Genomic DNA, 26,254 nt, shown 5'->3' with positions numbered 1-26,254 from the left:
CTGTTATTTCCGAAAATCAACGGAACGGTCAAATTGCCAGAATGATCATCAGCCGTCGCGACTACTCAGCGGTCGCGACGGCTGATCCATGCAGCGGATTTGGTCGCACAAGCGCGACTTATGCCATTGCAATATCGTCGAAGCTGAAGGCCAGACTTCCGCTATCCAAGATGTCGCCTTTGCCGTTTTTGTCTGCGTACACCGTATAGGCGAGGTCATATTCGTCTTTGACCATAATCTCACCTTTCAGATAGTCGCCGTTCTTGTCGCCGAACAAGGCATAAGGCGTCACATTTTCGATACGACTATGCCCGTTCAGCTCAAGCAGAACGCTCGCAATTTCTTCTTCAAGGGCATCGCTGGCAGCCCTGGCTGAAATAGACAGGTTCCGTCCTTCAATCAGCGCAAAGTCTATCGCTTCATTGTCGGTAATCTGCGCGATGACCTGGTCCGTGTCCGTGTCGACCAAGGCGAAGTTCAAAAGGGTATAATCCGCCCCGGGCTCTGCCGGTTTGGTTTCGGTTGCCTTTGCTCCGGTGACAGCGTCATCGGCTTCCGGTTTGCCGCCCGATACGAGGGACTCTGTATCGCCGAGCGTTACAGCATCGATTGAAGCGGGCAATTCATCCGTCTTTTCATATGACTTCAGCGTATCAACCGCATGAACAATGTTTGGATCCCTGGATGCGCGAAGAGCCGCTATATCCACATCATTTCCCGGGTCATCACCTTCCAGAGTCAACGTGAATTCGTGTTGGAAGGGTTTGTCCTCGGTCCCGACCTGAAACAGGCCGCCATTGACGACAAGTATCCAGTCAGCGGCAAGTTCCAGATCCTGCTCATCCTCGGCAATCAACTCGCCGCCGTCAACGAAGATGGCTTTTACCTGGGTGCTGCGATCAAGAACGACGCGTTCGCCCTGGCCCACAACGACGATGTCGTCGGATCCAGGTTCACGGCCGTTGCTCCAAATACCGCTTTGAGACCAGCGCGCATCGCCTGGTTCATAGTCAGCGGTTTGGGCATTTTTCGGATTGAAGGCCTCCGGATCATGAGTTGCCCTTTCCGTATCCGGCGTCGGGGTCGGTGCTGCTTTGGACGGGGCAAATTCTGCAAGCTGCGCAGGCGTATACTTGATCGGTTTGTAAGGAACGTCCGGCACCTCAACAACGGGCTGAGGGGCATTGTTGAGCTCATAGTTGATGACACTTGGTCCGGCGACGTCTTTTGAACTGCCGCCACCGAAGAGCTTCACGTAGATACTGCCGTCTTCGTAGTAGTAGGCCTTTTGGGGCGCGGCCTTGAGCTGGTCAAATGAGCCTACACGTATCGCGCCTTCAACAGAGTGCCTAGAAGTCGCATTGGGCGACTCGATGAAGACATATTCTTCGCTCGTGGCAGCCGACAGGCGGATGCGGTTCTGGTTGTCCTCCAGCGGGCGCTCGCCGAAATCATAGACATAAACGTAGTCGTTCCCATCACCAATGACGGCAAGCTGCGTCCTTCCGGCAACGCCAACGTCTCCATCGGTTCTCGAACCGTCGACGGCATCGTGGCGGGTCATCCGTTTTGGACCGACGTTGCCAGTCCCGCCGCTTTCAAAAATTTCCGCTATGCGCGCATCAGTGATAACGAATACGTCAAAGTCCGGATGAACATAGGATCCGGCACTGCTGTTCGCAGCGTTCGCGGCCTGTGTAAGCCAGGCACCCGGAACACCGGAAAGCGCGCCGTCCTCGTCGTAGATGGCACGTCCCGCTCGGCCGGCATTGCCGCCGGTTGGAAAAGAGAAGCTTTCAGCCGGATCGAAACCTTCTTCAAATGTGATGTCACGAACATAGTTCGCTTGACCGGCGCCGTGTTTGCTGGAAAGCGCGTAATGCTGCTCGTTGTCGAAAAAAGCAAAGTGGCTGTCTTCGAAGAAGAACTCACCGGAGTAAAAGGCAAGCCCCTCAAGCCGGTCGCTTGGCGAAGCATCATCTGCAAAGGAATGGCCAGCTTCTGTTTCGGCCTCGGAATTGGGATTGCCGGTATTTCCGGACACACCGTACGACAATGAATTTTGGATCGAGGTGTTGTCATTGAAATTCAAGCCATCGGGCGCTGCGCCGATCACTGAATTGTAGAAATCCGCGCCACCGACGGCGGTCTTGAAATTGGCGCTCCACTCCCTGTTGCGGAACGTATTGAAATCGTGAATTTCCAGGTCGTTTTTAGCCCAGGATTTGCCGCCCTCATCCGGATTGAAGGTCTTGAATAGTCCGGCTTCATTGGAGTGTGCGGCATTGTCATCAAACAAACCGGCCTTTTGACGGGCGGGTGACACATCTCCCTCGAACAGCGGATTGCCTTTTGAAAGACCTGTGAAATCTCTACCGATTGCGTACCAAAATCCTCCGTTTTCACTGCCACCTGCGATGTTTCCGACAAAATCGTTATGAGGATTGGTGATCCAATAGGTTGCCACCTCCATAATGTCGGACCGCAAGATCGCCTCATCCTCGTCGGCGGCCCTGGTGCCGAACCCGATGTTGCCTTGAAACAGATTGCCGGTTTCCGAACCGTCCTCGATGAAGAAACTGTGCCCAACCGTGTCGTAGACAACATTGTCCTTCAGAACGGTCTGGTTTGTCCCGTGGATCGTAATGCCCTTGTTGTAGGTGTTGTGAAACGAGCTGTTTTGGATGTATTGACCGGCCCCTGCATCTCCGAGCATGTGCCAGTGTGCGGGATAACGACCGACAATTCCTTCCTGGCCCATCTTGGTGAATTCCGCGCCCGAGACATGCATTTCGGCACCGTTCATAACCATCGTGTGGCCACCAAAACGATCAGCCTCGGCATCGCTGTCACCGGTGATTTTGACGTTCCGCGACAGCAGGGCGACCTGTGCCCGCTCGTCAATTGTCCAGGCTTGCCGTTCTGCACCCTCCAGACCATTTTCAACAGTCTGTGTTTCGCCGTAATGCATGTATTTGAGAGGCTTATCGAGCGTAAAGCTAAGTCCGTCGGCTGATACCGCTGAAATTGTAAATGTCTCAGCCTGGCCTGCTTCATAGTCTGTTGAGGTGATGGCGATTTTGTCGCCGACTTCCCAACCGGTTTTCTCGGCTACCGTAATTGAGCCAGACCCCTTTTCCGCCGTACCATCCAGCACAGTCCAGCTGTCCTTGGCGGCATCCGCTGCATGAACCTCAATTCTGCTGTTCGCGCCCATAGCCATCAGGAAAGCATCGTTGTTCTTCACCAGCATGGGATTGCCGCCGCCGTCTCCTTCAGCGTCCGGTTTCAACATTGACTTTTCATGAATTTGCTTCAGATCGGCCCGCACCCGGGCGATACTTCCCGATGCATCCTCGGCGGATTTGACAACACCAAAATAAAACGACTCTTGTCCAAACTCTTTATGGTCGGCGTTTGCCTTTAGCGTGAGCCTGTAGATGCCTTCATCCAGATCGTCACCGTCTTTGAAGCGATCAAACGTGATGCTCTTGTTGAAGAGGTAGTCTTTCGATTCCGTGACAATTCCATTTTTGTTCACGCGGTCCAGCGTATAGATGAAGCGCTCGACCTCATCTTTCTTTTCCCCATCAGCGTTGACCCGTAAGCGGAACCCCTTCCAGTCGAAAGACGATGTATCGATGATGGAATAATCCGTTACTGTGCCGAGTGTTTCACCGGTCCTGCTGTCGACCGCTTCCACTTTCATGGCGACGCCATCGCCGTCCCGATCACTTGTCGTCGCCGGAGAATTATGACCATTCGACACGACATCCTTGAGAACAGCCTGCATAGCTTTACTCCTTGAATTGGGCTCAAAACCCGGAATTGATTTTTGGGGAGTTCAGAACAGATCCTGGATGCTTGGCGGCAGAGCCGAATGCTCGAAGAGCAAACCCATGTCCAGGAGATCCTGCCTGGTGTTCGCGCCATGAAAGTTTGTCAGCACCACTTCAGCAACCCCGTCAATCTTGATCGTGAGATCGATGCCGGAGCGCTCCGCCGACAGCTTGCTGATGTCTTCGAAGTAGAGTTTTCCGCCGCCTCTGAGGCCCTGTAATTCGTCAAGCTTGCCGTCTGATACAAAGACAAAACGATCCGCTGATGGATCCCAGTCGATGATCGTATCCGTGCCGGCTCCATCGATATTTGTGTCGGCGCCGGTGCCCCCTTGAAGCGTATCGTTGCCGCTGCCGCCCACGAGTACGTCATCACCCCTGCCACCATTCAAGGTGTCGTCGTGACTGCCGCCATCAATCAGGTCATTGCCGTCCTGGCCTTGCAGTTGGTCCTTGTTGGAACCGCCGAAAAGGCTGTCATTCTGTTCGCCGCCGAAGAGTTCGTCGTTGCCCGTGCCGCCGTAGACCTGATCGTTTCCCTTGCCGCCGTTCAGCCAGTCATCACCCCACGAACCGCGGATCGTATCGTTACCGTCGCCACCTGAAGCCCGGTCATCGCTTCCGCCGCCATAAATCTTGTCATTGCCGTTCCCGCCGAAAAGCTCGTTCTTGCCTTTCCCGCCATAGAGGACATCGGCTCCGTCCCCGCCATTGAGCGTATCGTCATCCCATCCACCGCGCAGGGTGTCGTTGCCATCCTGGCCGTAAAGCTGGTCGGCTCCTCCCGCGCCGTAAATGGTATCGGCGTCATTCCCGCCGTAGACCTGATCGTTGTCCTTTCCGCCATAGAGCTTGTCGTCCCCGTCGTCGCCTTGCAGGGTGTCGTCGCCATCCCCACCGCGAAGGATGTCGTCCCCCTTACCTCCCTGCAAACGGTCGGCATCGGCCCCGCCATAGAGCCTGTCCTGCCCATCACCGCCGTTGAGGTAGTTCTCACCGGCATCTCCCCTCAGGAGATCGTCTCCGTCTTTTCCGTAGAGTTGATCATTCCCTCGACCTCCGCGGAGCAGGTCGTTGTAATCGGTGCCCTGGAACACATCATCGCGGTCGCCGCCGAATTGGCGGTCGCCCGTGATCTTCAGTCCGTTCAGATCCTGATCGCGCTCAGTGCCCGCGAAAGCTTCACCGTCATTGTTGTCGACGGAATGCACGACACCGGCCGCGCCGGGCTTGAGCAGATTAGCGACATGCACGTCGTTCTTTGGGTCGTCGCCCGTCAGTGTCAGTGTGAAATCATGTTTGTGAGGCTTGTCCTCGGTGCCCACCTGAAACAGACCGCCATTGATGACGAGAATCCAATCCGCGGTCAGTGATAGGTCCTTGATGTCTTCGACAAGCAACTCGCCTCCATCGACGATAATGCCTTTCACCTGCGCATTCTCATTCAGAACCAGCCGGTCATCCTTGCCGATGACGGCGATGTCATCCGTGCCCGGTTTGCCACCCTGCCAACTGGCGCTGCTGGACCACCGGTCATCTGCGCTGGTGATCTCCGACGTGACAGAGGTTGATTTCGGCTTTTCCGGAATTGGGAGGATGTAAGGGTCGAAGTCTGTTGTTTCAGCGTCGTGCGGCGCGTTGTTACCGCTCGCCTTGTAAGCCCCGTAGTTCTTGATATGCAGCTGGAATTCGTCGCCGTAATTGTCCTTTGCGACCCGTGCATCCTGAGCGTTCGGAACAGATGCGCCAACGTCGGCGACCGCTTTGACATATAAAACACTGCCCTTTTTGAAATAGGCCGTTCCGTCGGCGGATTTCAGTGCGCCCAGACCACCAACCTGATCCGCGCCCCGGACCGTCAATCCGGCGGGCAGGTCGACAAACTTGTAATAAACTGCGCTGCCCTTTTTCATGTCGCGCAGTTCTACGTCGATCACATTCGGCAAACCGTCAGGATAGCGCACGGTATAGAAGTCGAACCCCGTGCCGGTGGTCTGTCCGCGGTCTTCTATGGCGACAAGATCGAGGTAGACATTGTTGCCACCGGTATCTTCGTTCAGAAGAAGCTTCGCACCGTTGTCTGAGCGTTCGATTTCCAACTTGACGCGTTTTCCGGCACTGGTATCGAACCGCTGGATGCCAAAATCAACGTTGCCGCTGTTGACCCAAAGGTTCTGCCGGCTGTCGAAACGGGCACTTCCCAGTGCATTGAATCCGGTTGTGCCCTGTTCCAGAATGTCGATCCTGTCACCTGGAAAACGATCGATGATTTTCTGGGTGATTGACGCACCCCAGGTTCCGGATAGGCTTCCGTCGAGATCAACCAGCGCGAAAGTTGCCGCATTTGTGTCTTCCGGCGACCTGTTTCCGGGGCCAAGATACCGGTCCATTCGATTATGCACTGGCATGTCGTCATCGAAGGTCAGGTCTTTGGTGGAATTGTTTGTTCGTCTGTGGAACCCGCTCCCTGCCAGCAGCGCGCTGTCCTTATCCTCGGTGAAACCGGCAAAGTGCACGCTTTCGAGAGCAACCGGTGAATCGTAAAACTGGTGCCCGCGCACTCCTTCGCCTGAAGCAGCGCCAAACTGACTTGAGCCCGGATCGTCCGCGTCCCCGTCATTCGTGACATTTTTGGAGCGGCCAACGAACAGACTGTCCTTTACCAGGTGCCGGCCCGCCAGGAAGGATCCGGACTTGTTGTCGGCAAACATGGAATTGTCGATGATCACGCCACTCGTAGATCGCGTCCAGATACCCTGATCGCCCGACTTATAGGTCGTGAAATTCTCGATCAGAAAATCGCCCTTGTAGTGGGAATCGGAGAAGACACCGTTCGCCTCGTTGATCGATTGTGCGTGGGCAAGACCGTTCACGCGGTTGCTGTGGGAGGCGTTGTCATCAAAGACGCCATGCATCCTGTGCTTGGGCGCATATCCCTTATAGTCGTCAACGGTTGCGGACGTGCCCATCACCTCATCTTGGTGGGTGAACCAGATCCCGGAATTGTCCGACCCGGCAGCATGATTGCCCGCCATGTGGTTCTGCGGGTTTGTCAGCCAGAATGTGGAAACACCTGTGAAGTCAGACTTGTGCGACGCTTCAGCTGCACTCGCGGTCTGCCGTGTCACAAAGCCCAGATTATCCTTCAGGACGTTTCCGAATTCGGACCCATCCTCCAGAAAATAACCATGCCCGATGGTGTCAAAGACGACATTGTCTTCGATCCAGGCGTTCTGGATACCGTGCAGGGTTATGCCCTTGTTGAAGGAGTGGTGCACCGAACTGTTCTGGACATATTCGCCTTCGACATTGCCGTTCATATGCCAGTGGAGCGGGTAGCGCCCCATCACGCCCTTCTGGCCCATATGGAAGAATTCAGCGCCTGAGATATGCATCTCCGCACCGTCCATCACCATGGTGTGGCCGCCATAGCCGTCAGACGGACTGTCCTCGTCACCCTGAATTTTGACATTCCGGCTCAGAAGACCGACTTCCGCCCGCGTATCGACCGTCCACGCCCTATATTCGCTGCCCGACTTGCCGTTGTCGTATGTCTGTTTTTCGCCGAAGTGGGTGAATGTGAGCGGTGCCTCAAGCGTTAGTGTTGTCGTGCCGTTCGCATTGACGGTAACTTTCTTGATGACCGCCTCTTCGGCTTCATGCGCATCCTGGCTCGTTGATGCCAGCGCGATCCTGTCACCGGCCTGCCACTTGGTCTTGCCGTCAAGCGTGAGAACCGAAGACCCGGCCTCCGCCGTTTTCGCAAGCTGGACCCAACTCTCCTTCTCTGCATCCTGAGCGTGGATTTCTATCCGGCTGCCCTGACCCATGGCCATGAGAAAGGCGTTGTTGTCCTTGATTGTCGGCATCATTTTCTGGCAATCCCCACGGAAGGCGGCACCAAAGAAACTCGGGAACACTCAGCCGATACGCCGCTCTTTGGTGCTTGCGTAAGTCCTTAACCGATCAGAACAAAAGCTCTGACCCAGCCTGCATCTCTGCGATAACGCTCTATAAATGAGGGGATTTTTCGAACTTTTCTTGTTCATATTGTGCAGTTCAGGAAGGCAACTTTAAATAGAAATTACCGGTATTTCGTGGCGAAAACTCTCGTGAATCGTTCCCAGAATATTTGAAAAGTGAGTTGGAGGTTTTTTGGTAAGTTAGACGGCTAAATTTTTGGGAATACTTGTGCATACCGGCTGTTGTGAAAACGATAACCCGTCGGGTGTGGTGTCCATTTCTGAGTGGTATCCAGAACTTGGAAAATGGTGTTGTGCGGCTGCATTGCCTGAAAAAAGGCAGGGGGTAACCGGATTTGTTCGTTTCGATTACGCGCACTGAAAACGGGCAAGTTTGCCCAAGTTCGGCAAAACAGTTTCATCAAATGGAAAAGCGCTCTTAAGCGAGCGCTGTCCGCCTTTCAATCAAGCATGTTTCATCTCCCGACTGAACCGGGAGCCAGCGGCTTGAAACGCAAGATCAGATATTCTCCCGTTCCTTTTTCGACGCCCTTGTTCAACGCCGGAGCGCGATTTAGCTGATTGACTGTGACGTAAAGATAGCCATCAGGACTGAAGGCAAAGCCGTCAGGCCAAGACTGACCGTCCGGTAGATTTCCGATGGTTCTGAAGCCTTCCGGCGTCGACAATCCGATCGCATTTGCTTCAATATCCGCGACATAAATATTGCCGGCATCGTCGATTGTCATACCATCCGAAAACGACTTTTTGCTGTGTTCTTCGATGGTTTGAGTAACTGTCGAGGCATCGCCGTCAAAGCTCGAAGCGGGAACACGATATATGGTACGGCCATTCAGAGCGCCGAAGTATACCCATTCGTAGTCCTTATCGATTGTGATTGGGTTTAGCGCCAGTCCTCCCTCTATTTCCGGCATGAGTGCCTTGTGCCCTTGCGCAACGCGCTTCGCTTCGCCGGACTCCAGGTCCACCACGATGAACGCTGGCTGTGGCGCACTCGTCAAATCATTCTGGGACATATCTGCAATGATTGCACGATTGCGCTTCTGGTCGAGCGCGTAGTCTTGCAGAAAACTATGGTCGACCAGGACTTCTTTCGGAAGCTGGATTTCCTTGACCAGCTCATCTTTGCTGATGTCCCAACCATAAAACCTGTGGTCCGTCATATCGAGGATCCAGGCTATGCCGTCGTCCGAAATTCTTGCGGCGATCAGCGACTTGATTTTGGAATTCGGTCCAGCCGCCATTTGCTCATTCGGGTAAGGTTTGATGGACCCATCGGGCATATGCTCAAAAAGCTTGGTCGTTGAGGCGCCGAGTGGGGACATGCTTACCAGCATTCGACCGTCAGCTGAGAAAAAGGGATCCCCCCAGCGTTTGTCCAACGTAGCGAAGACTTCGGGTTCGACCTCTGCTGCTATTGATGTTGTGTTACCGATAACACTAAAAGATAAAGCCGATGCCAACGCGACTTTGACCAGAATTTTCATGATCTTACCTATATCTGAGAGTTAAGCGATGTGGGTCAGCTCGTGGAGCCAAAATTTCTCAATCATGCCATCGGTAGCGGTCATGTAAGCCTTGAGATGGTCGTTGTTCATGTGGGTTTGCCAGAGCTCGCGGCTTTCCCAGTTTTCGTAAAACATAAAGTAGTGCGGATTTTCATTGTCCTGATGCAGGTCGTACTGGAGGCACCCTTTTTCAGCGCGTGTGATCGGTATCAGTTTTTCCAATTCCGCCTTCACAAAGTCGATATGCCCTTCCTTTATCAGCACGTTCCCTGTGATCGTTAGTTTACCCATCGAAACTTTCCCTGATTTCAGCTTACCGTCTTTGTCTGAACGCGCCTCAAGCACGAATCCTGACAATACGGCATCGGTGTTCAGGCCGGCTCACTCGACTTGTCGCACAACAAGTCGAATAGCCAAGCCAAAAACTCGACTAAAGTCTTTTGATCTTCTGTAGTGAAACTGTTGCGTTACGTTTACGGTCGACGATTCTTGTCGCCGGTATTTGAGGTTACTTCTGGTCTTGCACCATCCTCTCGAACCAATGTGCCCCACGCTGATAAATTTACATACAAGAATCGTTTGGTCTTTGCCGTTTTGATGCTCCAATTTTGCGTTTCGATGCACGGGCAAACGATTTTTGCCGGTTGCCTGTTTCCTCTACCGAGTTGCATGTTCAGTTTTGAGTGGTTTGTTCTATCGTTGAAGCAACTCTGACTGGCTAGTCAGAGGGAAACCGGCGTGTTGGAGATATGGCAGTCGATCTGTTTTAGTGACACCAACAGCATCAGGCAGCTGACCGTCGATGCGTTAAAAGACTTAGTGATCTGGAGTCGCTCTTTTATGGACAAGAAAGTCGAGATACCTGTTCACACGCTCGAAAAACACGCAATGCAGGTCAAAGCGAACTGGCCGATACTAGAACGCTCCAAACCTGCTTTTAGGGACGTTGGTTACGCAGCTCACCAGCCTCATCGGCACGACTATTTCGAGATGTTTGTAACGGCGAGCGGCCGCGGGCAAATAAGGTCTGATGGAGTTGATCAAACAATAGGCCCGGTCTCGGTATACGTGATCCCCCCGGGCGTTGTGCACGAGTGGCAGCACTTTGGTGAGGTGGATGGATTTGTTGCTCGGGTACCCATGAACGATGGTTTTGAGCACCTCGGCAGCAGTTTCCAGTCACGATGCTACCTGCTGCAAAACCTGTCTTCGCATCGACACCTTATGTCGCTTTTGGATTGGATCCTGGACGATGCCGAAATGGCGAGCAGCCTCATGGCAAGGCATCAGTGGAGCTTGTTTCTGCAGTCAGTCGGGCAGAAGATGGAAGCTGAGTTCGATGTCTGCAGGCAGGACGATAATTCAGGCCTTTGCGGTTCATTCTTGGCCTTGTTGGAGCGAAAATTTCGGCTTCGTTGGGGAGTGCAGGACTATGCCCATTCGCTCGGCGTGAGCCGCAGTACCTTGCTGCGCTGTACCTGTGAAAATCTCAATCGTTCACCAGCTGAACTCATAAGGGATCGCACCCTAAAAGAAGCAGAACGCCTTCTTACACTCACTGGCGACACGTGTGTTGAGATAAGCGAGGCACTCGGTTTCCTCAGCCAGGCGCAGTTTACGCGGGCCTTTACGGCCAGATACGGGCTCTCTCCGGTGCTGTTCAGACAGAATTATCTGGAAAAAAAAGGACGATAGCTCCGGCCCCAAACGCATCTCTATCGTCAATTTGCTCTCAGTTAAACCTGAGAGCAAATTGGCAAGACTTGAGCATGCCGCGGACGCCACGACGGCTAACAAAATCAGTCAGAGAGGGAGACGGTAACTGAAGCAGCCAAATTCTCTAAGAGGCAGATCTTCTTAAATTGTCCTCAAGGGCGCTCAGTTCTTTGTTGCCAATATAGAGTTTCCGTAGGTCCTCGATTGCTTCTGGCGAAACGAGCTTCCGGGCATCTTTTCGCATGATTAAGGTCGCCGCATCTTTCGAGCCCAGTAGCCCTTTGGGTTCCAAAAGTGCCCGGATATTGTAGCGGTTATGCAAAAACTGCGGATGCCAAAGAGGTATCAAGACCCACTTTTTGTCGGCGACCGCACTTTCAAAATGATCGAAACAGGCTTTTTCATCACCGGGTTTGAAAACATAACCAGCGGAATCCAAACCGTAGTCAGTTATCATTTTTGCGGAAAACCGACTTATGCCAGCGCCTGGATTTATACCTTGGATGATGCGGTCCATTCTATCCAATGCGGGCTCGCTTAGCAGGTCAGATACTGAGGCGACCGCGCTTTCTGGAACGTAGTCGGGCACTCCCCAAATACAGTAGGGCTCATAAAGAACGGTCACTTTCTCAACCTGGTCCAATAGCGGATCGAGATAGACTTGGTGACTTGATGGCAACCAGGCCGCCGACAACAGATCCACTTCTCCTGCCGCCAACATTTCGAATGCGGCTTCGTGCGGTGCTGAGAATAACTCCACAGCGTATCCGTGAGCCTCGAGAATGCGTGCGACCACAAGAGCGCTAGCCTTGTGAAATGACAGGCTTATGTGGCCCAGCCGGACGGGTAATGTCATTCAATACCTCCAAATTTGGAAGAATGAGTTATGTCGACGTCAGCTAAACCTTGTATCGATTAGTCGTGACACCGGCAGTTACAAGGACTTAGATGTTTGATGAGGCGGACTGCCATCGGCGGACCGGTTTGCGTCTTGGGAGGAAGCGAAACAAGGAACCAGCCCCAAGGAAACCCGTGTCGATGCTTACTCACTGCAGGTTACAGCTTCAGCCTGTTATGACAATGGACATGCCTTCGTGTTTGGCGCGAAAAGTCAAACGTTTGCTTCAGACTGCAAATTTAGAAAATCGGCTTGAAACTGAAAAGAGTTTTCACTCTTTGCCTGAGTCAAACAGGCAGGTTTGTTGTGGTCTGATTAGCCGGCTGAATTGAATCTGATCTTACGTAATTTTCTTTCATAAATATCTGAAAAATATACTTTTTTCATGTACCTGCAGCTTGCAGTGCAGAGGACCCTGACATGTCAGTTCAGGCTTTTGCACCACCTTTCAAGTTTCGATTCTGTGAGGTGCAAAGCCGCTCTGCGTCTGACAATACCCGAGTGGTCTCCGAAGACCGAGAGCCGTTCGATCTGGGCTATTTGCCCCTCTGATCCTTTGCTTGGGCAACGTGCGGCGTGTAGGTGCCATTGAAAGGAGTTCAATCACCGCAAAGCTCGGGGATCTTGTTGAGTTTTGATTCTAGAAAATCTGTGAAGGCGCGCACGCGCGCAGAAGGCAACCTGGAAGGTGGGCGGACAGCAAAGACTTTCCAAAAGGGTGAGACGGAATAGCTGCCGAGCACCGGCTTCAACGCTCCGGAAGACAGCTGGTCGGCAATTTCCCAAGTGCATTTGCGAGCAATACCAAGGCCGGACAACGCGGCTTCGGTAATTGCTTCTGCGCTTGTGCTTGAGAAATTTCCAGTGGTTTTTACGTCGTGAACCGTTCCGTCAGGCGCTGCAAGCGACCAGGTTCGCATGTCTTCCCTTGTAAGACAGTTGTGGGTTTTGAGTTCGTCCAGCGTAGAGGGAGTGCCATACTTTTCAAGATAGCTCGGCGCTGCAACGAGGCATCTCGGGCTGACCGCCAACTTGCGCGCCTTGAGTGTAGAGGGAGCTAGCGCACCGATGCGGATCGCGATATCAAATCCCTGTTCGACAATGTCTATGACAGAGTCGCTCATGGCGAGCTGCAGCGAAACGCCAGGATGCCTGTCGAGGAACTCGGTCACGTGTGGCGCGATGTGCAAGCGCCCAAAAGAAGCGGAACAAGCGATCCGGATTTCTCCCTTGATATCTCGCGGATCAGGCTGAATGTCCGCAAGAGCTTCTTCAACGTCTCCCAAAATGCGCTTTGCATGCGCCAGGAAAATTTCACCATCGGTCGACAGGGACACTGCACGGGTGGTCCGGTGAAACAGCTGTGTTCCAACCGTTGCCTCAAGCGCTTGCAGACGCTGTGTCGCGGCCGTCGCAGACAGGCCGAATTCTGTCCCTGCCTTGCCGATTGCCCCCAGCGCCGCCACGCGAACGAACAATTCAAGCGATTTGAGATCGATGGACATTATTTGTTTTTTCCAAATAGTATTTTTTATTTTCGGCGGATTATTAATGTATTCTGGAGCTTATTTAAAGGAGGAGACATAAAGACGGCCCCTGCGCCGTGCAAATTCGGGATTTTCACGATGCGCCTCTCCATCCTGTCTGTCGCCTTGGCCGTATTCGTTGCGCTCGCCGCACCTCTAACCGCTGCACAAGACCTTCAATCGACTGGGACGGTCGAGGTGGTGCCACGCGAAGCAGTCGCTTTCCAACCCTTGAACCCTGCTCGCGGCGACGCCAGCCCGCAAGCTGGTGTCTTGTGGGGTGACATAAAAGAAGACGTTCCAACGGGAACCATCATCCGATTCCAACCGGGCTTCAGTTCTCCACCGCACATTCACAACATCACCTATAGAGCCGTCGTCATCAGCGGCGCGGTTCACAATGATGACCCCGCTGCAGAACTCATGTGGATGGGGCCGGGGTCGTTCTGGACCCAGCCCGCTGGAGCAACGCACATCACCGCAGCGCGCGAAGACGCGGGACCCTCCACTGCCTTTCTGGAAATCCAGCAAGGACCTTACCTCGTTCAGCCAAAGGATCGAGCGTTTGCCAATGGCGAATTCCCGGTCAACGTTGAAGCAGATAATATAGTGTGGATTGATGCAGCGGATGTGTCTTGGGTCGACGCTCCTGGGGCGTCAGCGGGATCGGATGAACCCAAGATCGCGTTTCTGTGGGGAGATCTCGCGGAAGGCGGTAAGAACGGAACTTTCCTAAAGCTGCCGGCCGGGTTTGAAGGAACAATCACCGGTGAGGATGCTTGGCTGCGCGCCGTCGTTATTGAGGGATCCGCTGCACATCAGGTGTCCGGTGCGACTGAGGCAACACGACTGGAACCGGGCAGTTATTTTGGTTCCCAATCGGCAGCTGCGGTTCATGACGTGACGTGTGCGGGAAACGACGCGTGCATCTTCTATTTGAGCGTCACGGGCAAGTACTTTGTTTCGCGCTCCTGAAGAATGCTGAGCACACGCCGGTACCGCTGAGACAAGATGCGTGTTTCGGTTGAAGCATCTCATTTCATTTGGAATTCCATCATACCCGGGCAGGGCGAAGGGATACACTTGCAATTTTCTGAACCCGCACGTCGACCGATGACCTCCCGGTCCGTGAGCGAAGCCATCGCGCGCGAGGAGGCATCCGGCCTTGCCTATGTCTTCTGGGGGCGTAATGCGGTTCTCTTCATTCTGGCCGTCTGGGTATCGCTGACGCTTCCTGTTGAGCGCTCATTGCTTTATGTGAGCGCGATTGCGACCTTTGCCCTCCTCGGGATCGTGCCGTTTGCGCTAAGGCATCGATACGCGGAAAACAAACTCCTGGTATTGGGGTTCGTTTTCCTTGATGCCGCGGCCCTGAGTTTTGTTCTGATCGTTCCCACTCCTTTTGATTTCGAAGGTTGGACGCAGCAGATGAACCTGAGGACACCTGCGTTCCTCTACCTCGGTGTTTTTGTCGTCAGCATGGCACTCAGCTACAAACCAGAGCTGGTGATCTGGACCGGGTTAGCCGCTGTCGGTTCGTGGACGCTCGGATATGTCTGGGTCGCAACGCGTCCAGACGCCATCCCCTTCACGTCGGCAGATGTGCTCGACGAGGGTATGGGAGCTGAGATAGCACTCGCCAAAATTCTCGATCCGAATGCCGTCGGTCTCGCACGGCTGTCGAACCAGGTGGTGTTTCTGATACTGATTTCAGTCATCCTTACGATCGTGGTGGTCCGCTCGCGAGCACTTGTTCGCCGCCAGGTGGCGGCAGAAGCGCAGCGAGCGATGCTGTCGCGTTACTTTTCGCCGAATATCGTACGCGAATTCGCAGAGGGCCGGTGGGAGCCTGACGAACCCGGCAACCGGCCTGTTGCAGTTCTGTTTGCGGACATGGTCGATTTTACGTCGATATCGGAAAAACTGCCGCCGCAGGACCTTATCGCACTTTTGCGAAGCTTTCACGGACGCCTTGCCAAGGCAGCCTTTGAGCAAGACGGAACGATCGACAAGTTTATCGGTGATGCCGTGATGGTTCATTTCGGCACTCCGCGCTCCCGTCCGGACGATGCCGCGCGGGCCCTGCGATGCGCCGTGCAGATGGCCGAGACGATCAGGGACTGGAACGCGGAAAGGGCAGGGGACGGCCACCCACCGGTGGGCGTCGGTATCGGCGTGCATTACGGCCCCGCCGTTGTCGGCAATATCGGTGATGAACACAAGCTGGAATACACGGTTCTCGGCGACACCGTGAATGTTGCCAGCCGGATGGAAGAATTGACCCGCAAGCCCGGCACTGAATTCGTTGTCAGCAACGAGTTGATTTCGGCCGTCAAGGCAAGCGCAGCGGATCCGTTTGAGATTGCCCCCGGTCTTCATAGGGCGGGGCAATACGAGATACGAGGACGTGAAGGGACGGTAGACGTTTGGACGTCGCGAGCCGTGAATTGAATTGTTTGCAGATCGGCAAATGAGCTGCAACTCACCACACATGGAACGTCTGGGCAAAAAAGTGCGTGGTTGTGAGAAATGAAAAACTATTGCACCGCCAAGTCTACCCCGGACGATGCCAACAAGATGAACGAGTGCCGCGCCGGACGAGACAGGCGGAAGACAGCCCCGGTGCAGAAGCCGCATTGCCTGCATTTTGAATTGGACCGCAGACTGAGCATATCTCTGGAGAGAGCGTAGATTATGGACTCACTGACACAATTTACGTTCGGCGCGGCAATATCCGCCGCTTGCCTTGGATCGAAACTGGGACCCAGAAAAGCCGTTTTGATTGGCGGACTACTGGGAACCTTGCCCGACCTTGATGTCTTGATCCCATTTGAGACCAAGATTGATCAATTCGTCTATCATCGCGGCTGGTCGCATTCGTTCTTCATTCACGCTGTTGCAGCTCCGGTGATCGGTGAACTGATCCTGCGTTTGTTCAAATCTCTCAAGGGCAACCGTGCGCTTGTTTGGACAACCGTTTTTCTGTGTCTGACGACCCATGCGCTTCTCGATTCAATGAATGCCTATGGTGCCCGGGTATTCTGGCCGTTCTATCCGGATCCTGTCGGGACGGGTTCTATCTTTATTATTGATCCTGTTTTCACTGTGCCATTGCTTGTTGCCGTCGCGTGGGCGATCGCAAGTGCAAAATGGTCAGCTGGCTTGAAAAAGATACTAGTCGCGTCACTCTTTTTCAGCACCGCGTATCTGGTTTGGGGCTTGATTGTACAACAACATATCCACGCGCGGGGAAAGTCCATTTTCGCCAAGCAGGGTATCGACGTGACCAATGTGAAGACGGTGGTCACACCCTTCAACACATTTCTCTGGCGTGTGATTGGGCAGGCGGACGGCGAATACCACAATCTATATGTGTCGCTCTTCGATGATGATGAAAAAGCCTTCGTCTATAAGCATGAATTTGAGTCTGCGCTCGTTTCGTGTGTTCTCGATGATCCCGAGTATCAGAAGATGGTCTGGTTCAGTGATGGCTTTGTCAGGACCGATCTGATCGACGGCAGAATTGTTGCGTCAGACTATCGCCTGGGCCTGACACCAAGCTACATCTTCCGGTTTGCGATTGCCGAATACGAGGATGGCCAATTCAAGAGGATACCGCCTGAACCCATCTTGCCAAGCATATCGAATGCAGGCACCGAATTTGACTGGTTGGGGAAGCGAATGACAGGTCAGCCGTCGATCAGAGCATCTGAGCAAAGTCTTTTGGAAAGCCATGAAGCAAAGGATATCGCCGAATGCTGAAACATCCCTGGAACGCTAAGGTTTTGCACCGGATTTAACGCGAACAGAGCTAATTTATGGGTGCGGGAAATCAGGGGCAGGTCACTTCTGGAGAGCCATCCTCCATGCAACGTGCAAGTAACCGGGTAAGTGAATCAAAGCGGATACCGGAGGCAATGAATCCTTCGATGTCATCTTTCAGCAGAACTTTTCATCTGGGCTCGACGACACCTCGGCAGGTAACGAGTGAACCACTAACCTGACAAGTCCGCATTGCCCCGTCCCGTCGCATTCGAGCCCATACATTTGAAACCTGAAACGCAATCCGGGCGTCCCATGCGCAGCAAAACTCACCCTGCGCGAGAGTTAAATAATTGAAAATTAGAGGATTAATTGATAGCGGAGGATCGTTGTCGCCATCATTTCCGCTCAAGCGAAATGTCCTTTGTTTTGGTTTTGCTTTCTCGCAAGCTATTAATTTTCAATAGAAAACAAGCAATTCTTTTGATCCTGGCTCCGGGAGGTCAATTGAAATACCCCATGCCGAGCTTCGTCTACTCCAGTTTTGAAGCCAGTCGTGCGATTTCACCATGCACCCAGACTTGGGAAGCGAGCTGACCGCTGGGTATGAAAACGCTCAATTGACATAGCGGCTGTTGGGACCAAATTCCGAGAAAGGCGACTTGAAGCCCAAGTTGACAGGTACTGCGAGATGTATGAGCGTCTGTTAGCTTGTTGGATAGCAACAGATAATTTGCCGATTACTTTTCACCCATGAGCATGCGGAGTCGGTCTTCTTGCGGTTGTTTCGTGCGTCCTGCGCAACCACTTGGCGCTCGATCAATCTCCTTGTTGGCTTCACGCACTTGGTTTGAAGTCTTCAATTCGCTTTTGCTTTTTTCAAGTCTATCGCGCAGAAGCTGATTGCAGGTTTTGTGGTTTGAGCAACCGGAAACAACCTTGGGGCATCTGCTTTGCGCATTTGCGCTGTTTGCAGCGAAGATCAAAAACAAGGATGCAAGAATAATTTTTCTAATCAGATCAGGTGCCAAAATACGGACTCCATTTATTTGGTCGGCTAACTAAGGTTTGAAAAACTCAGAAAATTCAAAGCGCTGTTTTCGAATTTGCGGTCAGGTTAAGGCGCGTCCGTCTTCATCCCAGTCCGACCATCCCGGAAACTTGAGCGGCTGGATTTCGTCGATTTTGGAAAGGTAACCACGCCAGTTCGACAGGTTCTGTTTCAGTCTTTCGCGCAGCGTTTCCTCGCGCTCATAGCTGTATCCGTGACCCTGAACTCCATAGGAAACAAAGGGTGGTAAAACTTCATATCCCACGTAGTGCAGGGAATAGTGTACCGGCCAAAGCATGACCTCAAAATCGCCTCCACGGCAGCCAGGTCCGAATGCCTTTTGTGGTGCGCCCGTCGTAACGGATACCAGTGCCCGCTTGCCGCTGAAGTAGCCGGTGTCGTAACGCATCCGGCTGGAGTAAAGGCCGCCATTTACAAACACACGGTCCATCCACCCCTTGAGGATTGCCGGAGGGCCATGCCACCATAGCGGAAATTGCAGGACCAGAAAATCGGCGCTTCGCAGGCTTTCGATTTCACGCTGCACATCGATCGGAAACGTATCGTTTCCGGACGCATGACGTTGTTCGTTGAGGGCCGCGAAGACGTCTCGATCAGCACGATTCTTGTAGTTGGCTCCTCGCTCAACCGGATCAAATTGCTCCAGGTAGAGATCGCTTTTCGAGACGCTGTGACCGGCATTCGCAAGATGTTCGAAAGCTGCTTCGGTAAGTGCAGCGTTATAGGACGACTTTTCCGGATGGGCGTGTACGATATGGATATGCATGGCGCTTAACTCCGATGAGGCGACTGGTCTCCAGAAGCGCATGTCTGTGGGAGGCTAGGGTACGGACCCCTAAATGAAGCTGATTTGGCGGCAGAAATGGCGAATTCTCGCGAGGAAACGTGCGAAGAGCGGGCTTTGTGCCCGGTCAAGCACGATGACGCTGCGAGGTGAAGCCATTTTGCCGTCCTTCGGATTTGGCTGTTTTGGCCACCTGACGCGTCGCGAAAGGCTTGAAAATGAACCACATTTCCTGCGCTTTAGCTCCTTTCATCTGGCCAAAACAATTCAAACCAAATCAACTTCATTTAGGGGTCCATACCCTAAGGACCTTCATGTGAAGAATGAGCGCTCGTCTTTCAAAAGCCGGCAGCGCTGCAAAGGCTGCGTGATTTTGGGAAAGCTGCCTCTTATTTCTGGCCGCTTTCAAGCCTCAGTGCTTTCATCAAAGCGTTTTCTATCTCGCGGTCGCGAATGGATTTTTTCACGTCGTCCGAACCGAACCGGTCCACAAGTTCACGCGCATCTTGTTGGCGGCCTTCGATGGTCAGCCAATGTCCGGCAACTTCATAAAGGTAAAGCTGGCGCAACTCATCGTCTTTGATCATCTGAGCGATTACGCTGTTTTCGCGCAGACCTCCGATGCGTTCGGACCACACTACCAGTCTGTAAGCCAGGTCGATGCGCTGCGTGTCATCAACAACCTGTTCAATTTCGCGTACTGCGTCGTGCAGCCAGGCTCTGCCATTTCGCTCATTGCCCGCCTCAAGAGCGGAAAGGGCAATTTCCGACAAGGCGACGATTCTGGTGTTCCGTTCATTGATCTGCAAAACGAAATCCCTGGCACGCTTAAAGGCGCCCAGCCGGTTTGCTGTCTTTATGAGTTCCTGCTGCGTTCCAATGTGTAGCGTCGCAAAACTGCCGCTGATTTCGTTTTCTTCAACGACTTCCCGGAAAAGGGCTTGAGCTCGTTCTGTCAGGGAGCTCTGGGCGAGCTCCCTGGACAGCGTCATAAGCCCTTCAATGCGTATCGCCGGATCATCGATTGAACGGAGACGTTTCTCGGCAAGTTCGAGCTGGCCGAGCGCTGCCAACTCCAGAGCGAGAAAGCGAAGCATCTCGCCGCGGCGCTTCGGGTCTTCGATCAGATCTACGAATGTGTGGACCTGCTCACGAAGGGGGATGTCGGCAAGCGACAGGCGGGTAAGTATGTGGGCAAGTTGCTCATCGCGCGCGTGTGGGTCCGAGGTTGTGCGCGCAAGGGAAAGGCTTTGCCGATAAAACGCCTCAGCCTTTTCCGTTTCACCGTATATTGTGTGGTGTTCCGCAACATAAGTCAGCAAGTTGATGCGGGTGTCCAAATTCTGCACGCGAGCTATTGCAGGAATAGCCGTGTCGAGGAAGCCCAGCTCGATCAGCCGCCCGTTTAGTCTTTCTTGCAGTTTTTGTTTTTCATCATTGCTGATCTGAAGCTGCTCAAGATCTTTTTCGATCTTGCCGAAAAGCTCAAGGGAATCAGATTGCCAGCCATGGGAAGCAAGAAACGCAGCGAGTTGCACCAGCCCTGTGATCCGGTCCGACGGGTCCTTGATCTCATCTGCCTGGCCGATGGCGCGTTTTATGTGTTCCGGCTCCGTCGCGGACGCAATGATAAGACCAAGAACAAAAGACTGGACAATCGGGTTGCTCACCGACCTGCTGAGTTCAAACGTACCATCAAAGTCGCCTGCATCAAGAAGGCTGGCAGCCAGGGTAGTCAGAGCCTCGTCGCGGATCGAGGGGGTCTCGATTGCACCCACCAAAACCCCGGCAACATCCTCGTTTCCAAGCGCGATCTCGGTCCTGGCAATTGTATGCCGCATGTGATCTCGGGTTTTGATATCCTGAACCAACCGCATAAGCCTGCGGGCTTCGTCAAGCTGCCCCAGTTCGGCATAGTGGGTCGCAATTGTCCCAAGTACGCTCTCGCGCAATTGATCGGGCGCTAAATCTGCCACTTGCTCGGCTTGTTCGAGGCGCGGTGTTAGCGCGAGCATATTCGCGATCCGGTTTGCGTGTTCACCGTCGGCAGGAGCCCCTGGATGGCTGTCACTGCCCGCCAGAAGCTGATTTACAATGATATCCACACAAGGCGCTTGTGGCGTCGCAATGCAGTCGTCAAGCGTGAGCTGCGTCTCCGACGGAATGGCGGCAGAACTGACAAGCATCGCCAGCGCCATGGCCGCTGTGTAAACCTTCAATTTCATTTCCAACCCTTTTTGCGGTGACAAGGGAGACGCTCCGCCAAAGCATGCGACTTTCTCCGCAACACGTTCGACTGTTGCTGCAGGCCCGCGTGTTCTTGCGTCAGCCGGGTCGCGTTGAAACGATTGCCGAGTGAAAAGGAGCGCGACAGATGGCCCGGGCCCGTCGCAAAGTCGGCGGTAAACCTAGTCGGGCGGCATTCCCGCAGTCTTCTCAAGCAAAAATGAAGCTGTCCGCAAGGCTGGCCATCGCCAGACCGGACGTTGCTTCGTTGTGAAAAATCCCTTGATCAGAGTGTTCCGGGACTTCGTTTGCCCACTCAAGACGCAGGAACGGCCCTGTTGTTTCTCCGGTTGCCAATGCGCGGAAAAGGAACGCATCGGGAGCCATGATGGCCGGGTCTACTGCGTTACCAAAATCCTCGGTTGGATCATTTTCGTGGGTGCCTTCGGTGTCGGGCAGGAAAGTAAAGCCTTCAGAGTTGAAAGTGGAGCGATCTGCGGCGTTCGTGGAAGGGGCCTCACGAGCAGCTTGAACCGCGGGCAAAAGCAAGCCGACCAGTATTGCAATCTCCACATTGTCTTCAAGGTCAAACGATAGTGGCACATTTACAGCAGCCGAATTCGCAGATCGGTCGATATCGGCAGAAGCCATGCTCAGGTTCGGTTTGTCGTCTGAACGAGAACCAGTGTGTTCTCTCGAGATTTGGTCTGCGTCTAAACTCATTTTATTGAAATCGTGATTCATGGAACTGTCTTTCTTCTCACAGTTATCCGGTCGATTTGTTCTTTTGAAAATGGGCCTCATTGGTTGCATGTGTGATTGGATTCCACGTGCTCACTGCCCGTTTTTTCCAATCACCAAGGCACGCACTTCGTGCCGTTACGTTTCGGGGGAGAATTAGGAATTGGAGCGCGAAGAAAGAACCCGCGTATGTGCAGGACCTCGATGCATCTATACAAATGCGCTCGAATTGGCCGGCTTTAAAGCCCGATTTCTCTGCCGTTCGTCTTTCAAGTTATTTGCCGGTCTTAGTGACTATCGCCACGGGAGACTGTGCTTCCAAGACCCCCGCCGAGCCTGCCAAGTCCTTCAATCATGTGTTTGTTCTGCATGGAGTGACCGGGACAGGAGATGAAAGCTTGGAGCAGGTTGGATGTAAAGCCCGCGCCTTCCCGCATTCGCCCGTTGAATGAACCTGGAAAGGGGCGGTCGGCCTGCTCCTGAAGGATTGAACCGATCCGCTAACCCGGCCAATTGGCTCAGGGTTCCAAGCGTGCAACCTGTGCGCAAACGCACTCGAAAGTCCGCAATGCGGAGAGGACCGGAAGCGTCTTGAGCAATGCACGCAGCTGGATCAGCCAAAGTAACTACCCAAATCCTTCAGAGAGACCCATCGGTTCCCACGTGCACCAATCTGTCTCGTAGTCGGGAGTCCATTTCTAGGCCAGTCCTTCATCGATTAGGATTGCACCAGCCTGCCGGCCATCCGAGAGCACAAAGCTGACTGTTCAACTCGATATTGGCCCAAACTGTGCGCTCCATCACACTTTAAACGCCGATTACATGTACCCTTACCTTACGGTAGTTATGAATTTTATTGATATTGATCTGCCGAATAGAAAAAATAATTCGAATTTAAATTTAATTTAACTTAAAGGAATATCAAGATGACTATGCGTTTATTTAACGCTCGCCGATTTTTCGGCAGCAGCATGCTTGCGCTCGCTCTCATTACTGGCACTTCGCTTACGGCCAAGGCTGAAGGGTCCATTGAGTCGTCCGCGATTGCCGCCATTGCGGGGCCGATCGCAGAAGAAATCGCCGAGCGCTTCCCGCGCATTCTGCCGGCGATCAAAGGCGCGATCGACAACCGTAAGAAAAAGAAACAGACGAAGATCACGCAACTCAAGTTTACGCCATTGAACAACAATGCAGCCAAACTGTTCACGACTGTGAAATGCGGTTTTCACAAGGACAGCAAGAAGGGCCGGATGCGTTTTCGCCGCCTGAATGTCTGGTCGAACAACAAGATCATCCACGAAAACGATGTGCAGAGTAAAGTCGGCGCCGCGCGGCAACTCACCTACGCCGTAACGCTTCGCGATTTTCTTGACATCGACGACTTGACCGAAGCCGTGAAAGGCAATGCAAAGTCACTTACTTTCGTCATTCGGGTCGAAGCAAAGTGCGAAACCTTCAATGAGAAAGTGGCGAATTTCAATGGCTGGAAATCCAAGAAGACCACACGTGAAATCTTCGTGGAAATGCCTTTGAACCTTACCGATCCGGAACGCTGCAAGCTTCTCGACACCTGCCGGGCCGTGATCAACCCCAAGATCGAAGTCGTCTCCTTCCGGAGCCATAAGCGGCGCTATTCCGGCTCTTGCCCGGCCAAGGTGGCATTCAAGGCAAAGGTGGAGACCACCGGAAAACTCTCGGGCAAGGTGTGGCTGGAACACGAAGACGGCTCAACGAGCAAAAAAACGTCCTGGTCGATGGCGCGTGCCGGCTCTGCCTCTTCGACACTCACGCGCCTAGTTCGCGCCGATGACGCCAACGGACGGCTGCGGTCCAAACTTGTGTTGCGCTATCGCGATGCGAACGGGAAAAAAAGAACGGTTAAGTCACGCGCTGCGACCTACGGTGTCACTTGCAAACGCGGCCTCACCAGCGGCTAAGCCGACTGGGCGGGAGAAAATCTCCCGCCCACACCCCTGCAGTTCGGAACTGTTTTTTACAGTGTCCGTCCGGTGAATCCGATCTTCCTGGTGGTGACGCGCTCTGTTACGCTGCTTTTGCAGCGTAACACCAAGGCACGAGTTCGTTGATGCGATTGATCTTCTGGCCGTCGATTTGGGCCAGAACCCATGTGAGCCAGGCTTGCGAGCCAATGCAGTTGAGTTTGGCGGTTTCGACTAGGGTATGGCGATAGCCGCTGATTTCCCGCCGCCTTGTGAGCCCATGAAGAGGTGGTTTTTTCGGCCAAGAGCTATCGGCTTCATCGCCCGCTCCGCGAAATTGTTGTCCAGCTCCAGATGCCCGTTTCGAGATACTACCGGGCTTTCGGCCGTCGGCTAGCGCATACCAGATCGCGGAGGCGAGCGGCGACTTGCAGGAGATCCGCGTCAATCGGGTGCCGAGCCAGTCTTCCAGATCGTCGAAGATAGGTTTGGCGTGTGTTTGCCGTAAGGCGGTGCGCTCTGGCGCAGGTTTCCCGCGTGCCTTCTTTTCGATTTCGTACATCTCGGCGGTCCAGGTCAATGCCTTCCCGGCCGAAGATCTGAGATTGGCGGAGGAGCAGAAGGTGGTCGGCGTGTTTTGACACAAGGACATGCGCCAGAAGACCGCTGTTGTGCCAACCTTCATCTCGTCTTCGTGCGGTACATCTTGTTCCAGATGGGCGTGACTTGCCGCGAGCTTGGCGATCAGACCATCGCGCAGCGTTTCAAAGCGCAGCTGCTCAAGTCCGCAACGCGACTTGACCTTCGGTAACGAGCTTCTGTCAGTTCTCTCGATCCTGAAGGAAACAGGGCTCTGTTCGTCATGAGTTCTCCATATGAAACTTCGGCCGGTGTGAAAGTCGCTTGGCGTCCTCTCACGCGGGCCAAGGGCCATCGATCATTCCTTTCCCGCACCGTCTGGAGCTGTCATGCGCCCTGTTCTCAAAGCGGTCGCTCTCAACGCGTGGCCGCGTTGCGCCGCAAATTCGGCCGCGGTTTCCCAGTCATACGGAACGGCAATATGATCTACCAACCAACCGTCCGCAGTTTGTTCCAACAGCGCATACCGTGCGTGCGGGCTGCCGGTTTCCATAACATGAAGCGCAGGCTCATCGTTCCAATATGCTGGCCACCCCACGCTACCCGGGTTCACTATGATCTGGCCAGTCGGCATTAACACCAACCGCGGAACGTGTTTGTGCGCGCACAGGATAACAGGATTGGTGATGCCACAAAGACGCTGCAAAATCTGCTCGGGAGTAGCAAGACCGACATGAGGCAAGGCAATATCTTCGAGCAACTCTTCATGATCTGAAGCAGGCGAGCCATGACAACAATAGAGCTCGCCAATCTCCATCGTTTTTGGGAGGCTTGAGAGCCAGGTTTCTTGCTCAAACGTCAACTGACCTGGCTCATAGGTCTCGTAATTGCCTGCTAAAGACGGGATTTGGCGTTGCAACAAAATGGCGACGACTCCACCTGCATCCATCGCAGCATCAGCGCTATCACCAAGATTGATGATCTGCTTTACTTTCCGCCGCTCAATGTCTGCCAATACGGCACGAAGCGCCCAAGAATTACCGTGACAATCGGCAATAACCGCGTACTTCTCCATGTAACGAACCGCCTCTCTACGTATGGATTCATTTGGGCCTAATGCTTAACAGGATTGGATTGAGCGCTACGGGTGTGTATCCGTTTGACTTTCATTTGAATTTTTCAGCCATCTTGTTCCTCAATCGAAGCGCCGCCGCGAAAGCGTCCGGACCGTCAAGGTTATGCTTCCATTTTTCCCTCAAAGCGATGTCGTTGATCCCGTCTGGTGCCAGCTGAGGTCGATTTGTGTCGAGCAGTTCGTTCACTTGCTCCTTTGCTTTACGGACATCGGCCATGTTGTTGCGGGCCATCTCAATCACAGATCGTCCAATCTGAATCCTTTGCAACATAAGGGGATCTCTTGGCCTCTTTTTGGAAAGGGAACCTCTGATGTCATGAACTGCCGGGAAGAATAAAGTTCCGCTTGAAAATTCGCAGACACTCGCAAAGCTCTTAGCCTCGACGAAACAGTCCACGCAGCCAAGGCCCTCACGACTTGTCTTCAGACAAGCTTTCTTGCCTGAATTAATGTGAAGGCAAGCATTAAAGAACCGGCATTTCCGCACAAGCCTGATGCGTTGCCTCGTCCAGCACTAGAAAATCGCCTAGTGGGTTCAGGTTGAC

18 protein-coding genes and 1 pseudogene are annotated in these 26,254 nt (G+C 53.5%); 5 read left to right on the top strand and 14 right to left on the bottom strand.

Annotated features, from left to right (window positions below; translation table 11 throughout):
* Window positions 1-118: 118 nt before the first annotated feature.
* The 4 genes from ABVF61_RS07375 to ABVF61_RS07360 all read right to left on the bottom strand — a co-directional run bounded on the left by ABVF61_RS07375 (window position 119) and on the right by ABVF61_RS07360 (window position 9,621).
* Window positions 119-3,793, bottom strand: coding sequence for a G8 domain-containing protein (locus tag ABVF61_RS07375; protein ID WP_353992865.1), 3,675 nt, complete (start codon window positions 3,791-3,793; stop codon window positions 119-121).
* A 51-nt stretch (window positions 3,794-3,844) separates the two neighbouring features.
* Window positions 3,845-7,711: a calcium-binding protein gene (locus tag ABVF61_RS07370; RefSeq protein WP_353992864.1), complete on the bottom strand. Its 3,867-nt coding sequence runs from the start codon at window positions 7,709-7,711 to the stop codon at window positions 3,845-3,847.
* Window positions 7,712-8,277: 566 nt separating this feature from the next.
* On the bottom strand, window positions 8,278-9,147 hold the full coding sequence (locus ABVF61_RS07365; protein WP_353992863.1) for an SMP-30/gluconolactonase/LRE family protein: 870 nt from the start codon (window positions 9,145-9,147) through the stop codon (window positions 8,278-8,280).
* Between the two features lie 183 nt (window positions 9,148-9,330).
* Window positions 9,331-9,621: a putative quinol monooxygenase gene (locus tag ABVF61_RS07360; protein ID WP_353992862.1), complete on the bottom strand. Its 291-nt coding sequence runs from the start codon at window positions 9,619-9,621 to the stop codon at window positions 9,331-9,333.
* Between the two features lie 447 nt (window positions 9,622-10,068).
* Here ABVF61_RS07360 and ABVF61_RS07355 point away from each other — a divergent pair, with 447 nt between their 5' ends.
* Window positions 10,069-11,025 (top strand): helix-turn-helix transcriptional regulator, encoded by a 957-nt coding sequence (locus ABVF61_RS07355; RefSeq protein ID WP_353992861.1) that lies wholly within the window; start codon window positions 10,069-10,071, stop codon window positions 11,023-11,025.
* Between the two features lie 145 nt (window positions 11,026-11,170).
* Here ABVF61_RS07355 and ABVF61_RS07350 read toward each other — a convergent pair whose 3' ends face one another.
* Together ABVF61_RS07350 and ABVF61_RS07345 are read right to left on the bottom strand one after the other, a co-directional pair.
* Complete coding sequence (locus ABVF61_RS07350; RefSeq protein ID WP_353992860.1) at window positions 11,171-11,902, bottom strand: glycine betaine ABC transporter substrate-binding protein; 732 nt, start codon at window positions 11,900-11,902, stop codon at window positions 11,171-11,173.
* A 641-nt stretch (window positions 11,903-12,543) separates the two neighbouring features.
* Window positions 12,544-13,449, bottom strand: coding sequence for a LysR family transcriptional regulator (locus ABVF61_RS07345; protein ID WP_353992859.1), 906 nt, complete (start codon window positions 13,447-13,449; stop codon window positions 12,544-12,546).
* Window positions 13,450-13,569: 120 nt separating this feature from the next.
* Between ABVF61_RS07345 and ABVF61_RS07340 the strand changes: the two genes are divergently transcribed.
* From ABVF61_RS07340 to ABVF61_RS07330, 3 genes are all read left to right on the top strand, one after another.
* A complete protein-coding gene (locus ABVF61_RS07340) occupies window positions 13,570-14,445 on the top strand; it encodes a DUF4437 domain-containing protein (RefSeq protein ID WP_353992858.1) in 876 nt (291 codons plus the stop codon).
* 138 nt (window positions 14,446-14,583) lie between these two features.
* Window positions 14,584-15,921: an adenylate/guanylate cyclase domain-containing protein gene (locus ABVF61_RS07335; RefSeq protein WP_353992857.1), complete on the top strand. Its 1,338-nt coding sequence runs from the start codon at window positions 14,584-14,586 to the stop codon at window positions 15,919-15,921.
* 243 nt (window positions 15,922-16,164) lie between these two features.
* Entirely contained in the window at window positions 16,165-17,232 is a 1,068-nt protein-coding gene (locus tag ABVF61_RS07330) for a metal-dependent hydrolase (RefSeq protein WP_353992856.1), read from the top strand.
* Window positions 17,233-17,972: 740 nt separating this feature from the next.
* On the opposite strand, the gene ABVF61_RS07325 is transcribed toward ABVF61_RS07330, so the two are convergent.
* The 4 genes from ABVF61_RS07325 to ABVF61_RS07310 all read right to left on the bottom strand — a co-directional run bounded on the left by ABVF61_RS07325 (window position 17,973) and on the right by ABVF61_RS07310 (window position 22,058).
* Window positions 17,973-18,263: a hypothetical protein gene (locus tag ABVF61_RS07325; RefSeq protein ID WP_353992855.1), complete on the bottom strand. Its 291-nt coding sequence runs from the start codon at window positions 18,261-18,263 to the stop codon at window positions 17,973-17,975.
* Window positions 18,264-18,344: 81 nt separating this feature from the next.
* Complete coding sequence (locus ABVF61_RS07320) at window positions 18,345-19,070, bottom strand: NAD(P)H-dependent oxidoreductase (protein WP_353992854.1); 726 nt, start codon at window positions 19,068-19,070, stop codon at window positions 18,345-18,347.
* A 407-nt stretch (window positions 19,071-19,477) separates the two neighbouring features.
* Window positions 19,478-21,307, bottom strand: a complete 1,830-nt coding sequence (locus ABVF61_RS07315; protein WP_353992853.1) for a PLP-dependent aminotransferase family protein — start codon at window positions 21,305-21,307, stop codon at window positions 19,478-19,480.
* A 217-nt stretch (window positions 21,308-21,524) separates the two neighbouring features.
* The gene (locus tag ABVF61_RS07310; RefSeq protein WP_353992852.1) at window positions 21,525-22,058 is read right to left on the bottom strand and encodes a hypothetical protein; all 534 of its coding nucleotides are present in this window, start codon (window positions 22,056-22,058) and stop codon (window positions 21,525-21,527) included.
* Window positions 22,059-22,981: 923 nt separating this feature from the next.
* On the opposite strand from ABVF61_RS07310, the gene ABVF61_RS07305 reads away from it, so the two are divergent.
* Complete coding sequence (locus ABVF61_RS07305) at window positions 22,982-23,992, top strand: hypothetical protein (protein WP_353992851.1); 1,011 nt, start codon at window positions 22,982-22,984, stop codon at window positions 23,990-23,992.
* Between the two features lie 106 nt (window positions 23,993-24,098).
* Here ABVF61_RS07305 and ABVF61_RS32125 read toward each other — a convergent pair whose 3' ends face one another.
* From ABVF61_RS32125 to ABVF61_RS07280, 4 genes and pseudogenes are all read right to left on the bottom strand, one after another.
* Complete coding sequence (locus ABVF61_RS32125) at window positions 24,099-24,557, bottom strand: transposase domain-containing protein (protein ID WP_502949950.1); 459 nt, start codon at window positions 24,555-24,557, stop codon at window positions 24,099-24,101.
* Between the two features lie 4 nt (window positions 24,558-24,561).
* Window positions 24,562-24,654, bottom strand: a pseudogene (locus ABVF61_RS32120) (IS66 family transposase); the annotation flags it as partial.
* A 278-nt stretch (window positions 24,655-24,932) separates the two neighbouring features.
* Entirely contained in the window at window positions 24,933-25,649 is a 717-nt protein-coding gene (locus ABVF61_RS07285; protein WP_353992850.1) for a metallophosphoesterase family protein, read from the bottom strand.
* A 91-nt stretch (window positions 25,650-25,740) separates the two neighbouring features.
* Window positions 25,741-26,106, bottom strand: coding sequence for a hypothetical protein (locus ABVF61_RS07280; RefSeq protein ID WP_353992849.1), 366 nt, complete (start codon window positions 26,104-26,106; stop codon window positions 25,741-25,743).
* Window positions 26,107-26,254: the final 148 nt, after the last annotated feature.

Origin of the sequence: Roseibium sp. HPY-6, assembly GCF_040530035.1 — a bacterium.
Lineage (GTDB): Bacteria > Pseudomonadota > Alphaproteobacteria > Rhizobiales > Stappiaceae > Roseibium.
The sequence above is the reverse complement of the archived record's forward strand: the minus strand, read 5'-3'. Positions and strand labels throughout refer to the sequence as shown.